The sequence below is a fragment of the Cohnella pontilimi genome, assembly GCF_005049045.1.
Lineage (GTDB): Bacteria > Bacillota > Bacilli > Paenibacillales > Paenibacillaceae > Cohnella > Cohnella pontilimi.
Map to the genome: position 1 here is coordinate 165,774 of NZ_SUPK01000007.1, position 14,342 is coordinate 180,115.

Below are 14,342 nucleotides of genomic sequence, written 5' to 3' on the forward strand. Positions count from 1 at the left end.
TAATGCTTAAAAGCGTATAAGCGTCAAAGCGTACAAGTGTAAAAGTAATTATAGACTTCAGGAGCGTGAACTCATGATCGTCATTACATCCCCCCACTTATCCGAAGAGCGGATACGGGAAATCGTGGGGCACATTGAAAAACAAGGCGTTCAGGCGCATCTGTCACGAGGCGTAGATCGCACGGTCATCGGCATTATCGGCAAAGCGGACCCTCATTTGGCGGAACATTTGCGGTCCATGCAGGGCGTCGAGAATGTCGTTAGAATCTCGAAATCTTACAAGCTGGCGAGCCGGGATTTTCACCCGGACGACACGATTATCGACATCAAAGGGGTGCGCATCGGCGGCGATAATCTTGTCGTGATGGGGGGGCCTTGTGCGGTCGAGACGCCGGAGCAGATCGACGAGATCGCGCGTTTGGTGAAGGCGGCCGGGGGTCAGGTGCTGCGCGGAGGGGCGTTTAAGCCGCGGACAGGTCCGTACAGCTTCCAAGGGATCGGTGTGGAAGGTCTGAAATGGATGAAAGATGCCGGGGAAAAATACGGGCTTCTGACGATCACAGAAGTGATGACGCCGGAGTACGTCGACGTGTGTGCGGAGTATGCGGATATATTGCAGATCGGAACCCGAAACATGCAAAACTTTGATTTGCTGCGCAAGCTCGGCACCATCCGGACGCCGGTGCTCTTGAAACGAGGCATGAGCGCCACGTACGACGAATGGCTGAATGCGGCGGAATACATTCTGGCCGGAGGCAACCCGAACGTCATGCTGTGCGAACGCGGCATCCGCACGTTCGAAACCTACACGCGCAACACGTTCGACCTGGCCGCCGTCCCCGCGGTTCAACAGTTGTCCCATTTGCCCGTAATCGCGGATCCGAGTCATGCGACAGGCCGCCGCGAGCTGGTGGAGAGCATGGCCAAAGCCTCGGTAGCGGCAGGTGCCAACGGCCTGATTATCGAGATGCACACCGATCCGGACAATTCAGCTACCGGCGACGGCGTGCAATCGCTGTTCCCCGACCAGTTCGCCCGGCTGCTGAAGGAGCTGGAACAGCTTGCACCGCTGTGCGGCAAGCAGTTCTCCACAGGCAAACAGCCGGCGGAAGCGTTCGTGACCTGGCAGAAATAACAGGGTGTCATATACGCAGGACGGCAGGCTTCCAGCCCGCCGTTTTTGCATTTTCCGACACATTGTTTGTGTTAATGTGAGAATTGCTTACATGAGCGAAAAAAATACCTGACATAGCTATTGACGCTCCTTGACCCCGGTTCTATAATAACAACAATAAGTTGGTGCGAAATTGGAACATTCACATGATATATCGCACCTAATGTTCGGATTTAGAGGAGGAAATGCACAAATGGCAGTCGAAAATGTAATGAAATTGATCAAAGAAAAGAACGTTGAGTTCGTCGATTTCCGCTTTATCAGCCTGCTCGGCCAAGCTCACCATATTACACTGCCGGCGACCGAAGTGGATGAAGAGACTTTCGTAAACGGGGTGGCGTTCGACGGTTCTTCCCTTCCGGGATTCCGCGGCATTGAAGAATCCGACATGGTCATGATGCCCGATCCGGAATCCGCCTATATGGATCCTTTCACCGCCCACCCGACACTGATCGTCATGTCCGACATTTATACGCCGGATGGACAACGTTACGAACGCGACCCGCGTTCGATCGCCCAGAAGGCGGAAGAATACATGCAAAAATCCGGTGTGGGTACGGCTGCTTTCTTCGCTCCGGAATCGGAATTTTTCATTTTCGACGACGTCCGCTACGAGAGCACGATGAACTCCTCCTCGTTCTCCGTCGACTCCGAAGAAGCGGCATGGAACTCGAACCGCAAAGAAGAAGGCGGCAACCTCGGCTTCAAAGTCCGCGTCAAAGGCGGCTACGTACCGGTAGCTCCGACCGACACCCAGCAGGATATTCGCAGCGAAATGGTTCGCTTGATGCAAGAATCCGGCCTGCGCGTCGAGCGCCATCACCACGAAGTGGCGACGGCCGGCCAAGCGGAAATCAACTTTCGTTTCGATACGCTGACGAAAACCGCGGACAACCTGATGAAGTACAAATACATCATTCACAATGTGGCCCGTCAATACGGCAAAGTCGCCACCTTCATGCCGAAGCCGCTCTTCGGCGACAACGGCAGCGGGATGCACGTTCACCAATCGATCTTCAACGAAGGCGAGCCGCTGTTCTACGAGAAAGGCGGATACGGGAACCTCAGCCAAATGGCGCTGTATTATATCGGGGGCATTTTGCACCATGCGCCGGCTTTGCTCGCGATTACGAACCCTTCCACGAACTCGTTCAAACGTCTTGTGCCGGGTTACGAGGCACCGGTTAATCTGGTGTTCTCCAAAGGCAACCGTTCCGCAGCGGTGCGCATTCCGGTCGCAGCAGTTACGCCGAAAGGCTGCCGCATCGAGTTCCGTACGCCGGACTCGACGGCCAACCCGTACCTGGCATTCGCCGCGATGCTGCTCGCCGGTCTGGACGGCATCAAGCGCAAAATCGATCCGACCGCACTCGGCTACGGACCGTTCGATAAGAACATTTATGAGCTGTCTGACGAAGAGAAGAAAGAAATCCGCAGCGTTCCGGGCACATTGGACGAGGCGCTCGACGCCCTGGAAGCGGACTGCGACTTCTTGACCGAAAGCGGTGTGTTCAGCAAAGACTTCATCGACAATTATGTGGCGCTGAAGCGCAGCGAAGCGAAAGCCGTCGCCATCCGCGTTCACCCGCACGAATACAGCCTGTATTTCGACTGCTAATTGGACTCATCGCAACATCATCGGACTCGCCTCGTCGGCGGGTCCTTTTCGATTTGTCACAGATCGTTTTCTTTTATTGTGATTTCAATCACATTCTCCTTTGTTCAACAGCATGTGTACACCTCAAAGAGGAAGCGCTCCGCCGTATGGTTCGGCAGGGCGCTTCGTTTTTTTCCTTATATCAAAATGGTAAGATAGGATTCGACAAACGCACACTGTCCTATGACGAGGAGAGATGAATCGTGATTACGCAAATTGGCACGGTAGCGGTGTATGTGGACGACCAGCAAAAAGCGAAAACTTTTTGGACGGAGAAAGCCGGCTTTGAGCTAAGAAGGGAAACGCCGATGACGCCGGAAGCGAGCTGGCTCGAGGTGGCGCCTCCGGGAGCGCAGTCTTGTCTCGTGATCTACCCGAAAGCGATGATGGCCGGAGCGGAGGAGATGAAACCGTCCATCGTGTTTCTATGCGACGATATCGACGGCACATTCCGACGTATGAAGGATGCGGGCGTGAAGTTTCTGGAGGAGCCGAACCCCATGCCTTGGGGGACGTACGCTCGGTTCGAGGACGAGGACGGCAACGAGTTTCTTTTGAAAGGATAAGGAAAAGGGAGCCGGGGCTCCCTTTTTCCGATTTACTGGTTCGAGTCGTTGAGCTGAGCACTCTGCTTATGCAGCTCGTGATCGAGCTCGTCGGCTTCGTTGCTGTCGCTCGATTTCGCCTGTCGGACGGCGATCTCGGCATGGCGGAAAGCTTGCTCCGCTTCTTCGATTTTATTGTCGGACGGATGGGATTCGGCTTGGTCCACCGCGTGCTGCAGGGCTCCAATCGCGTTTTCGGCTTGCGTCGTTTTGTTTTGTTCGGACATCGCTAATCGAGGCCTCCTTATGGAACGGGTTCACCTTGTTCAATATGGATAATTTGGGCTTAGATTATTCGGAAGCATGAACTTCCGACGCTGCAGTCTGATTCTGCCTTACTAAATCTCTCATGCGTGCCGCGTGGTGCTTTCTAATTGGATTTCACCCAACTGCATGTTTTCAGTAAGCTCAGTGAGAAGGCGCCCTGCAATTGGGCATTTTCCACTTAGAAGCCACACCAACTACGACAGACCATTCGAATTGGGCGAAATCCAATTGCAGCAATTGACTCCCGATGCTGTACATTCTAGCTGCCGATCTCATGGTCCGGCAGGGCCGGCCAGCAGGAACTGATCGAGCCGCTCGTAGCTGGGCCTGCGGCCGAGGTGCGAGCGGAACAGCGTGACGCGGAGGGCTGTCCACGCAAGGGAACCGGCGTCGGCCGACGCCTCATGCCACGCCGACGCGATCGCTTCGCGGCCGCAGCCGGCACCGCCTTGCCGCGCAAGCGTCACGTGCGCGCGGTACGGCCGCGCTTCCAGTGCGCAACCGGCGGCGGCGAGCCTTGGGGCCAGCGCCGCATGCAGCGCGGCGAGTGCACCCGGTGCGCCTTGCTCTGCAAGGCCGCACCACAAAATGCGCGGCGCGCCGGCAGGGCCGAAGGTGCCCGGCTCGGTCAGCGCAAGCGTAATCGGCGGCGTCTCGGCCGCCGTTACGGCGGTTGCTTCGCGAATCGCATCGAGCCGCTCGATCGGCGTGTCGCCGAGGAAATGCAGCGTCACATGCAGATCCGCGGGATGGGTCCAACGCCGAAAAGGAAGCCGCCCCGACATTTGCTCCATAATCGCCGCCAACCGGCTCGTGACCTCATCAGAAAGCGACAATCCGATGAAAAGACGAAAATTTTCCATCCAATATTCACCTTTCGTTCGGAACTAGGGGCCTTTTTTCGACAGATACGCCTTTTTCTGTTGCCCCGCCCATTCCCCTTTGTTATGATAGGCCTATCCTGATTTTAAACAAGGTGGGAATGTGATGGCCAACCGCGCTTACAATTTTAACGCCGGACCCGCCGCGCTACCGCTGGAAGTACTGCAGCAAGCGCAGGAGCAATTCGTGGAGTTTGACGGGACGGGCATGTCCATTATGGAAATGTCGCACCGCGGTAAATCCTATGAAAGCGTCCATTTCGAGACGGAAGCGCTCCTTCGTGAGCTGCTCAACATTCCGGACGGGTACAAGGTGCTATTCCTTCAGGGCGGAGCGAGCACGCAGTTTGCGATGGTTCCGATGAACCTGCTGTCTCCGGGCAAGGTCGGCGCTTACGTTCACACCGGGAACTGGGCATCGAAAGCGATCAAGGAAGCGAAAATGTTCGGAGAAACGGCGATCGCCGCTTCCTCGGAAGCGGATGCGTTCATGCGTGTTCCGTCCGTGGCGGAACTGAACATTCCGGAGAACGCCGCTTATTTGCATTTGACCAGCAATGAGACGATCGGGGGCACGCAGTGGGCAGAGTATCCGAAGCTCGACTCCGTACCGCTTGTGGTGGATATGTCGAGCGACATTCTGTGCCGTCCTCTGAACGTTTCCCAATTCGGCTTGATCTATGCCGGCGCCCAAAAAAACCTCGGTCCTTCGGGCGTCACTATTGTGATCCTCAAAGAGGAACTGATCGGGAAGCCTTCCATGCCGGTGCCGACCATGCTGCAATATGCAACGCACGCCAAGAGCGACTCGCTGTACAACACGCCGCCTACATTTGCCATTTACATGGTGAACCTGACGCTCAAATGGATCAAGAAAAGCGGCGGGGCCGCGGCGATGGAACGGGTGAACCGGGAAAAAGCGGAGTTGTTGTACGAGGCGATCGACGGCAGCGGCGGGTATTACCGGGGCTGCGCGCAGCCGGGAAGCCGTTCGATTATGAACGTGACGTTCCGGTTGGCGGATGAGGAGCTGGAGAAGCGGTTCGTGCAACAGTCAGAGGAGGCCGGCTTCGTCGGTTTGAAAGGCCATCGCGATGTTGGCGGCTTGCGGGCTTCGATTTACAACGCGGTACCGGTCGACAGCGTTCGCGCACTTGTTGCATTCATGAAAGATTTTAAACAACGTAACGGCTAAAAATGGCGGTGGAGCAACATGCCTTTTCACATCGTGCTCGTTCATCCGGAAATTCCAGCCAACACGGGCAACATTGCCCGCACCTGTGCGGCGACGGGCACCCATCTGCATCTGGTTCGGCCGCTCGGTTTCTCAACCGACGACCGTTATCTCAAGCGGGCCGGACTGGATTACTGGTATGCCGTCAACATCACCTATTACGATTCGTTCGAAGAAGTGCAGGCCGCGCATCCGGGAGGCCGGTTCTTCTTTACGAGCACGAGAAGCCGAAAGCCGTATTCCGACTTTCAGTTCCGGGACGGAGACTTCTTCGTATTCGGCAAAGAAACGAAGGGGCTTCCGCAGGAGCTGTTGGACGCAAACTTGGACACTTGCATGAGGCTGCCGATGACGGACAAGGTCCGCTCGCTTAATCTGGCGAATACGGCTGCGATCGTGGTGTACGAAGCGCTTCGACAAACCGGGTTTCAGGGACTGGACCCGGCCTTGGAGCGCTGATTTTGTCGAAATCATTGTACGATATTAAGCAAAAAAGCTCGAAAAAAGGAATATGAAGCCGCTCTATCGAACGCTATAGAGTGGCTAAGGTACACGGTTGACCAGCTAGATACGCGAGGAATGGGAGGAACTGCAAGTTGAAACCTGCAGGTGTAGTACGGAAAGTCGATCAATTGGGGCGCATCGTTCTGCCAAAATCGCTTCGTAAACGTTATCAGATGAATGAAGGGGATCCTGTAGAAATTTTGGTCCAAGGCGACCATATCATACTGGAAAGATATCGCCCCCGCTGCGTATTTTGTACTTCGATGGAAAGCGTCGGAGAATTCAAGGAGCGCTATGTATGCGCAGCTTGTTTGAAGGAAATGCAGGGTCTGTAATCATCAAACCGATATGAAAAAAATCGCCCGACATTCGGTCATGCCGCCGAGTGCCGGGCGTTTTTTGTTGCTGCCTGTGGGAGATGTCCTGTGCTGCACGTGTTAGTCAGCCAGAGTGACTAAGGATTGCGAGTGGTGGCGGGTGTGGCGCGTGTTAGTCAGCAAGAGTGACTAAGGATTGTGAGTGGTGGCGACTGCGGCGCGTGTAAGTCAGTTAGAGTGACTAAGGATAGCGACTGGTGGCGGGTGCTGCGCGTATTAGTCAGTCAGAGTGACTAAGGATTGCGAGTGGTGGCGGGTGAGGCACGTGTTAGTCAGCCAGAGTGACTAAGGATTGCAAGTGGTGGCGGGTACGGCACGTGTTAGTCAGTTAGAGTGACTAAGGAATGTGAGTGGTGGCGGCTGCGACGCGTGTTAGTCAGTCAGAGTGACTAAGCAATACGAGTGGTTGCGGGTGCGGCTAGTGTTAGTTGGTTGCGTAACAAAAATGCCGGGCGTCGACGAATCGACGGCCCGGCATCCGGTCTTACAGACCTTTGGTTTTGTCATCGTTATAAGCAGCAGTCAGGATGGCCGTCAAAAACAGCGCCATTATGATCATCACAACCCAGAACTTGCCGGACATTCCCAAGAACTGAACCGCTCTTTGAGTTGCTTCTTCCGCTAGAAACATATCCCACACCTCCGCTTGACTTCCTCTATTATACCCAAGCCCGGAAAAAAAGAAAACGCAAAAAAGTGTGTCCGAATACGGAACCGCGAACGCAAACGGGCTTGCGGAGAAATGCTGGGCATACAATGATAGCAGTCGAACGGCACGATGGGAGGGATGATATGGAGAAAATCATCAACTGGATGGGCGGCTGGCCGAACGACGGCTTCGTGTCGGCTTCGGACTGGGAAGAACGGCTCGCGGCTGCTGCGGATCGGTCCAGGCGGGGACCGGGTGCCGACACAACCAACCCGGACGTCTCGGATCGATTGAAACGGATGCTTGCCTGCGGTTTGTTGAACGCACAAACGTCCGGTGAGCCGTCTCATCTCCGGCTGACGGCAGGTGCGGATGCGGCGCTCTTGAGCCTGGTGAAGCGTGGTCTACAGCCGGGAGACGTCGTGCTGACCGAACCTCTTACTTCCCGTTCGGCGCTGCAAATGTTTCGGAAGGCGGGCGTACGGGTGGAACCGGTCACGGGGGACAGCGGCGGTATGGATCCCGATGCCTTGGCCGCCGCCATCTCGCTGCAACGGCCGAAGCTCGTGTATGTATCACCGGTCTGCTCCGATCCGCATGGCGCGGTATGGCCGGTTCAGCGATTCGATGCAGTGAGCCGGATTTGCCGAATAAGCGGGGTGACCCTGCTTCGCGACGATCGGCAGGCCATGCTATTGTACGATGCGGAGAAGTATTCCGAAAACGATGCGAAGAAACATGCGGTGGACGGAGTCCTCTCGATCGGTCAACTGCCTCCCGGTCTGGTGGCGGGACTCCGATTCGGCTGGGTCGCCGGCGAACCTGCCCTGCTGGAGCGGTGGTTCTCCTCCCCATTCGGCGGGGACTCGAGTCATAACCGGGAAGTCCTTACGCTGGAGCATCAGGCTTTCCTGGAACTTCTTCAAGAGCAGCCGTTAGAGCCGCTGCTCGATATGCTTCGGGTGCAGTGCGATCAACGGATGCGCAGGCTGACCGATATACTTTCGCAAAAAGGTGTCCGCGGTCTCCGCTGGAGAAAGCCTGCCGGGGGTGTTCACTTATGGCTGACGCTGCCCGACGGGCTGGATGGAGAAGCATTGCTCAGAGGGGCTTGGATCCGGGGGTTGATGTTCCAGCCGGGAGCTCCATTCTATGCGCAAGAACCGCAGCGAAATACGCTGCGGCTCACATTCGCCTATGCCGATGAGCGCCAGATGAAACTGGGCGTGTCGCGTCTTGTAGAAGCGATCGGAGATTTTACAGGCAGATTCGACATCGGCTGAAACGAAACCAGGGCGGACCGGCTAAAAATCAGCACCAACCGCATACAGCCTGCCGTCCGCCCGAAGCTCCACCCGCCGCTGCATCAGCCGTTCGTCCGGTACGTTCGTGCAGGCTCCGTCCGTCTGAGAGAACGTCCAGTAATGAAGCGGACAAATGAAAATATTTTCGTACACCCGCACTTCTCCTCCGGCATGCGGACATAACGCGGACAACAGGCGATACCCGTTATCCTCTCCCGTGAGGACAAGCCAATAAGGAGCGCCGTCCAATTCAACGGATGCGGGAAAATCCGTGTAATCTTCAGGTTTTCCCAAATCTGCGTCCAAGTTTCCACGCTCGTTCAAACGTCCTTCTCCTCCTCCGGGTCGATGATCCCCATATGACTTTGCCAATCTGCTGCCCAAGAAAACTTGGATGCCCAAACGGCCGTAATATCCGCATATTCCTGAAGGGCTTGTTCGCCTTTGGGCGTGAGCCGGTAAACCCCTTTGTCCACCTTGGCAAACCAGCCGTAAACGTTGTCCCTTAGTAAGCTGCCCGTATTGGCGAGGCTTGTCCGATCGCGAACGTGCCTCGGAGAAGAAGGACCGTGACAGAGCAGCGCCAGTGCGCATTGCAGCGACCGTTCCCGGTAAGCGGTCACCAGCTTGCGCCCGGTACTGCCGCCCACATTATAATCGCCGCTTCGGCCTTGGAATTCCTTGAGCAGCCGTGAAGCGCGTTTGCGGGCGCGGCCGGTCGGCAGCGGATCCGCTGCCGCAGCCGCCGTATAGGCGACCGAAGTTTCGGCGGCAGCCAATGCCGCGCTTGCCGCAGCATTCCCCGGTTCGCACCACACTTCCACGACCGGCGGCTTCGTTTTATAAAAGGTAACGGTCATAAAACCGAGGCGCAATCTGCGGCACAGCGCCGTGAGCTCCGTGAACCGCTGGTTGTGCGCGCCGCGTTTGGTCCGGTTCCGCTCCACGGCCAGCCACACGACGGCGCCGGTTTTTTGCCGGTCGATCCCCTGCAGCAGCAGCGGCAGCGTAAATGTTTTTTTCATCTCGACGATGGTCGGTTCCGGCTCGTCCGCACGAACCGCGAACAAATCGCATCCGCCTATTTCCGCCTTCACTTCGTACCCGCGCCCGGTGAAAAAAGCTTTGACCGGCGGGTACAATTCCGTTTCGCGCGATACCGCCAACAGGGAACCCCCTTCCTCATATCTCCATGACATTATAGCATTCCGGTCAACTTCGTCTATCCGTCCGCATAGGTATGTAATACGTTTTTGTAGAGACAGAGAGCGAGGAGGAACCGGCATGGACATATTCAGACGGATCTCCGAGTACCGAACCGAAAGCGAGAAGCTGAGCTGGACCGGTACTTTCCGGGATTATATCGATTTGCTGCGGCAGGACTCCACACCGGCAATGACGGCTCACGCCCGCGTTTATGACATGATCGTGTCGCAGGGAGTAGAGGAAAAAGGCGGCCATAAAAAATACAAGTTTTTCGAAAGTGAAATTTTCGGCTTGGACCGGACGATCGAGCGGCTGGTGGAAGAGTACTTTCACTCGGCGGCCCGGCGGCTCGATGTGCGCAAACGGATTCTGCTGCTCATGGGACCCGTCAGCGGCGGTAAATCCACCATCGTCACGCTGCTCAAAAAAGGGTTGGAAAGCTATTCCCGTATGCAGCGCGGAGCAGTATACGCCATCAAAGGATGTCCAATGCACGAGGAGCCCCTTCATCTGATTCCCAGCGAGCTGAGGTCGGATGTAGAGCGGGAACTCGGGGTCCGCATCGAAGGGAACTTGTGTCCTTCCTGTCAAATGCGGCTGAGAACGGAGTTCGAGGGCGACATCGAAAAAGTGCCGGTCGAGAGGGTGCTCATTTCCGAAGAGAACCGTATCGGTATCGGTACGTTCAGCCCGTCCGATCCGAAATCGCAGGATATCGCCGACCTGACGGGCAGCATCGATTTCTCGACGATTACCGAGTACGGCTCGGAATCCGATCCACGCGCTTACCGGTTCGACGGGGAACTGAACAAAGCGAACCGCGGTCTCATGGAGTTCCAGGAGATGCTGAAATGCGACGAAAAGTTTTTGTGGAACCTGTTGTCTCTGACGCAGGAGGGCAACTTTAAAGCCGGGCGGTTTGCACTCATCAGCGCCGATGAATTGATCGTTGCGCACACGAACGAATCGGAGTACAAGGCCTTTATTTCGAATAAGAAAAACGAAGCGCTTCAATCCCGAATGATCGTGATGCCGATTCCGTACAATTTGAAAGTCACCGAAGAGGAAAAAATTTACACAAAGCTGATCGGACAATCCGATATGAGCCACGTTCACATCGCGCCGCATGCGCTTCGGGCCGCTTCGATCTTCTCCATTTTGACGCGTCTGAAGGAATCCAAAAAACAGGGCATGGACCTGGTCAAAAAAATGCGGATGTACGACGGCGAAGAGGTGGAGGGATATAAAGAAGCCGATTTGAAGGAGATGCAGAACGAGTACGCGGAGGAAGGGATGTCCGGCATCGATCCTCGCTACGTCATCAACCGGATATCGAGCGCGCTCATCAAGCACGATCTGCCCTGCATCAATGCGCTGGATGTGCTGCGGGCGATGAAGGACGGACTCGATCAGCATCCTTCCATCACGAAGGAGGAGCGGGAGAAGTACCTCAACTTCATCTCGGTGGCGCGCAAGGAATACGACAATTTAGCCAAAAAGGAAGTGCAGAAAGCGTTCGTATACTCGTTCGAGGAGTCCGCGCGGACGCTGTTCGAGAACTATTTGGATAACATCGAGGCGTACTGCAACTGGGCGAAAATGAAAGATCCGCTCACCGGTGAAGAGATGGATCCGGACGAGAGGCTGATGCGTTCCATCGAGGAGCAGATCGGCGTATCCGAAAATGCAAAGAAAGCATTCCGCGAGGAGATTTTAATCCGCATTTCCGCCTTTTCGCGCAAAGGCCGCAAGTTCGATTACAGCACGCATGAGCGCCTGCGGGAAGCGATCGAGAAAAAGCTGTTCACCGATTTGAAGGACATCGTGAAAATCACGACGTCCACCAAGACGCCGGACGAAAACCAGCTCAAGCGTATCAACGAAGTGACCAAACGCTTGATCGACGAGCATGGTTACTGCTCTGTCTGCTCCAACGAGCTGCTGCGTTATGTGGGAAGTTTGCTGAACCGGTAAATGTGATCGCCCCATCTCCGGGAAGGAACCGAGGAGATGGGGCTTTTATTGTCGAACTAGCAATTATTTCCCCGGAAATGATCACTTGCCGGCTTCAATCCGGAACAAAGCGAAAGCTCGATTTCGTTGACAGACCGGGTTTTGTCGGTCAGAATGGGAGCATCTGAGAGAAAGAGAAGGAAGATGCGCAGCATGCTCTTATTACGTGAGTGGAAAAAGATTCTTCTTCTGGCCCTTCCTTCGTTATTCGCGTTTACCACGCAAACGTTGACAGGTACAATCAACCTTATCATGGTCGGCGATCTGGGCGCACTTATCATCGCGGTCGTCGGCGTTTCGAACATCATCATGTACAACGTGTTTGCCGCGTTTTCCGGGATTGGCCACTCGATCAATTACTTAGTGGCGCAAAATTACGGCTCGAACGAGATGCCCAAAGGCATTCAGCGCACCTACATGGCGCTGTTCGTCAGCTTGATCGTCGGATTGCTGATCGTGTCGTTCGGCTGGTCGGCCGGCGGGCTCGTGCTGCAGTGGATGGGCGGAAAACCGGATTTGGTGGCCGCGGGCTCGACGTATCTTGAGCTTCGGTTTTATGCGATGGCCATCGGCATGATCAGCTTCGTCTTTCACGGTTTTTTCCGCGGCGTTGGCGATACCCGCACGTCCATGATCATCTCGATCCTTGCCAATGTAATCATGATCGTGCTCACTTATGCATTGACTTACGGGGAGCTTGGAATGCCCCGTCTCGGTCTGCCCGGAGCGGGGTACGCGATTATAATCGGGGAGGCGGTCGGATTAGCCGCTTGTATGGCGGTGTTCTGGGGCCCGATGCACCGAAGGTTCGCCACTCGTCAACGGCCGGCAACCGACTGGCGTGAACTCGCCTTGATCGGCAAAGAAAGCGGAAAGCTCGGCATGATGGAGTTTTCCATGAGCATCTCGATGTATATCTTCACCTTATTCGTGATGCAGCTCGGCACCGTGCCGCTGGCCGCGAACGAAGTGGCGCTCAGTATCATGTCGTTCGGGTTCATGCCGGCGTTCGCTTTCGGGTCCACAGCGACGATTTTAGTCGGACAAGAGATCGGCCGCAAGCGGCCCTCGGATGCCCGCAGGGCCGGAACCCACACGGCGGTTCTGGGCAGCATCTTCCTTCTCCTTCTGGGTACTGCCGAGTTAATCTGGGCGCAAGATATTGCCGGGCTTTACACGAAAGACCGGGAAGTGGCGGAGTTGGCCGCTTTCCTTATTCAGGTGTCAGCCTATTTGCAAATCTTCGACGGGTTCTTTAATTTCTATGCCGGCGGTTTGCGCGGCATCGGGGATACCGCGTTCTTGATGAAGGCCTCCTTGGTGCTGAGCTGGCTCATGTTCGTTCCGCTGACGTACTTGTTCGTGAACGTGCTGGACTTGGCCAGTATGGGGGCGTGGCTTGCGCTGTATTCCTTCCTGACCGCGCTCGGCTTAACCGTCATGATCCGTTATTACCGAACCGATTTCCACGAGGTGAAACTAAAAGAAGCATCCGCCGTGTAAGAGGAACCTGTAAGCAAAAAGCCGTTCGCGATTTCGCGAACGGCTTTCTTCGTTTCATCGGCTCACCCGTTGACGACATCCCCGCCGTTGACGTGGAGGGTCTGCCCGGTCACATAGGAGGAGTCTTGGCTGGCCAGATAGACGTAGGCGGGCGCCAGTTCATCCGGCTGCCCCGCCCGACCGAGCGGAGTATTCGAGCCGAACTCGGCCACCTTCTTCTCGTCGAACGTCGAAGGGATCAGCGGCGTCCAGATCGGACCCGGCGCAACGGCATTGACCCTTATGCCTTGCTTGGCCAAATTGCCGGAAAGCGAACGAGTGAACGAAACGATCGCACCCTTCGTGGAGGAGTAATCCAGCAATTGCGGACTTCCTTTATAGGCAGTAATAGAAGCGGTATTGATGATGGCAGAGCCGGAAGACAAATGCGGCATCGCTGCCTGAGTCAAATAAAACATGCCGAACACGTTGGTCCGGAACGTACGCTCCAGCTGCTCGGGCGTGATCTGCTCCAGCTTCTCCTGCGGATGCTGCTCCGCGGCGTTGTTGACTAGGATATCGAGCTTGCCCAATTCCCGTACCGCTTCCTCCACCGCCATCTTACAATGGCCTGGGTCGCCGATGTCTCCTCCCATCAGAAAACACCGGCGGCCCTCCGCTTCCACCTGCTTTTTCGTCTCTTGCGCGTCAACGTCCTCGTTCAAGTACAAAACGGCAACATCCGCGCCTTCTTTGGCGAAGGCGATGGCTACGGCGCGGCCGATACCGCTGTCGCCTCCGCTGATCAGCGCGACCTTCCCTTTCAGCTTGCCGCCCGGCCGGTAGGCGGGAGATTCCGCTTCGGGCTTCGGCGTCATCTCCGTCTCCAGCCCCGGCTGGCGGTTCTGATGCTGCGGCGGAAATGAATCCGGACGCTGCGGTGTCCCTTGATCTTGCGATGCGGTCATGGCAACCCACTCCTTCCTTTG

The 14,342-nt window shown here is 55.9% G+C and carries 15 protein-coding genes; 9 read left to right on the forward strand and 6 right to left on the reverse strand.

The window, feature by feature from the left end; all coding sequences use genetic code 11:
* Window positions 1-73: 73 nt before the first annotated feature.
* The 3 genes from aroF to E5161_RS15180 all read left to right on the forward strand — a co-directional run bounded on the left by aroF (window position 74) and on the right by E5161_RS15180 (window position 3,397).
* Window positions 74-1,135, forward strand: a complete 1,062-nt coding sequence (gene aroF, locus E5161_RS15170) for a 3-deoxy-7-phosphoheptulonate synthase (protein WP_136778674.1) — start codon at window positions 74-76, stop codon at window positions 1,133-1,135.
* A gap of 232 nt (window positions 1,136-1,367) precedes the next feature.
* Window positions 1,368-2,792: a type I glutamate--ammonia ligase gene (gene glnA, locus E5161_RS15175; protein WP_136778675.1), complete on the forward strand. Its 1,425-nt coding sequence runs from the start codon at window positions 1,368-1,370 to the stop codon at window positions 2,790-2,792.
* Between the two features lie 242 nt (window positions 2,793-3,034).
* Window positions 3,035-3,397 carry a VOC family protein gene (locus tag E5161_RS15180; protein WP_136778676.1) on the forward strand — a complete coding sequence of 121 codons (363 nt, stop codon included), beginning with the start codon at window positions 3,035-3,037 and terminating at the stop codon, window positions 3,395-3,397.
* 32 nt (window positions 3,398-3,429) lie between these two features.
* Here E5161_RS15180 and E5161_RS15185 read toward each other — a convergent pair whose 3' ends face one another.
* Window positions 3,430-3,663, reverse strand: a complete 234-nt coding sequence (locus E5161_RS15185; RefSeq protein WP_136778677.1) for a hypothetical protein — start codon at window positions 3,661-3,663, stop codon at window positions 3,430-3,432.
* A 312-nt stretch (window positions 3,664-3,975) separates the two neighbouring features.
* On the reverse strand, window positions 3,976-4,566 hold the full coding sequence (gene thpR / locus E5161_RS15190) for an RNA 2',3'-cyclic phosphodiesterase (RefSeq protein ID WP_136778678.1): 591 nt from the start codon (window positions 4,564-4,566) through the stop codon (window positions 3,976-3,978).
* A gap of 124 nt (window positions 4,567-4,690) precedes the next feature.
* On the opposite strand from thpR, the gene serC reads away from it, so the two are divergent.
* The 3 genes from serC (at window position 4,691) to E5161_RS15205 (ending at window position 6,657) form a co-directional block, all read left to right on the forward strand.
* Window positions 4,691-5,779, forward strand: a complete 1,089-nt coding sequence (gene serC / locus E5161_RS15195) for a 3-phosphoserine/phosphohydroxythreonine transaminase (protein ID WP_136778679.1) — start codon at window positions 4,691-4,693, stop codon at window positions 5,777-5,779.
* 18 nt (window positions 5,780-5,797) lie between these two features.
* Complete coding sequence (trmL, locus tag E5161_RS15200) at window positions 5,798-6,277, forward strand: tRNA (uridine(34)/cytosine(34)/5-carboxymethylaminomethyluridine(34)-2'-O)-methyltransferase TrmL (RefSeq protein ID WP_136778680.1); 480 nt, start codon at window positions 5,798-5,800, stop codon at window positions 6,275-6,277.
* A 137-nt stretch (window positions 6,278-6,414) separates the two neighbouring features.
* A complete protein-coding gene (locus E5161_RS15205) occupies window positions 6,415-6,657 on the forward strand; it encodes an AbrB/MazE/SpoVT family DNA-binding domain-containing protein (protein ID WP_136778681.1) in 243 nt (80 codons plus the stop codon).
* A 526-nt stretch (window positions 6,658-7,183) separates the two neighbouring features.
* On the opposite strand, the gene E5161_RS20855 is transcribed toward E5161_RS15205, so the two are convergent.
* Complete coding sequence (locus E5161_RS20855; protein WP_169306700.1) at window positions 7,184-7,330, reverse strand: hypothetical protein; 147 nt, start codon at window positions 7,328-7,330, stop codon at window positions 7,184-7,186.
* Window positions 7,331-7,491: 161 nt separating this feature from the next.
* Between E5161_RS20855 and E5161_RS15210 the strand changes: the two genes are divergently transcribed.
* Window positions 7,492-8,631 (forward strand): aminotransferase class I/II-fold pyridoxal phosphate-dependent enzyme, encoded by a 1,140-nt coding sequence (locus E5161_RS15210; RefSeq protein WP_169306709.1) that lies wholly within the window; start codon window positions 7,492-7,494, stop codon window positions 8,629-8,631.
* Between the two features lie 21 nt (window positions 8,632-8,652).
* Here the strand turns inward: E5161_RS15210 and E5161_RS20860 are convergent, their stop codons facing one another.
* Both E5161_RS20860 and E5161_RS15220 read right to left on the reverse strand, forming a co-directional pair.
* Entirely contained in the window at window positions 8,653-8,976 is a 324-nt protein-coding gene (locus E5161_RS20860) for a Rieske (2Fe-2S) protein (RefSeq protein WP_169306710.1), read from the reverse strand.
* Complete coding sequence (locus tag E5161_RS15220) at window positions 8,973-9,818, reverse strand: DUF2161 domain-containing phosphodiesterase (protein WP_136778684.1); 846 nt, start codon at window positions 9,816-9,818, stop codon at window positions 8,973-8,975. Before E5161_RS15220 ends, E5161_RS20860 begins: the two co-directional genes overlap by 4 nt.
* A 118-nt stretch (window positions 9,819-9,936) precedes the next feature.
* Between E5161_RS15220 and E5161_RS15225 the strand changes: the two genes are divergently transcribed.
* Both E5161_RS15225 and E5161_RS15230 read left to right on the forward strand, forming a co-directional pair.
* Window positions 9,937-11,832, forward strand: a complete 1,896-nt coding sequence (locus E5161_RS15225) for a PrkA family serine protein kinase (RefSeq protein WP_136778685.1) — start codon at window positions 9,937-9,939, stop codon at window positions 11,830-11,832.
* Window positions 11,833-12,024: 192 nt separating this feature from the next.
* Window positions 12,025-13,374, forward strand: coding sequence for an MATE family efflux transporter (locus E5161_RS15230; RefSeq protein ID WP_136778686.1), 1,350 nt, complete (start codon window positions 12,025-12,027; stop codon window positions 13,372-13,374).
* 62 nt (window positions 13,375-13,436) lie between these two features.
* On the opposite strand, the gene E5161_RS15235 is transcribed toward E5161_RS15230, so the two are convergent.
* A complete protein-coding gene (locus E5161_RS15235; RefSeq protein ID WP_136778687.1) occupies window positions 13,437-14,321 on the reverse strand; it encodes an SDR family oxidoreductase in 885 nt (294 codons plus the stop codon).
* Window positions 14,322-14,342 lie beyond the last annotated feature (21 nt).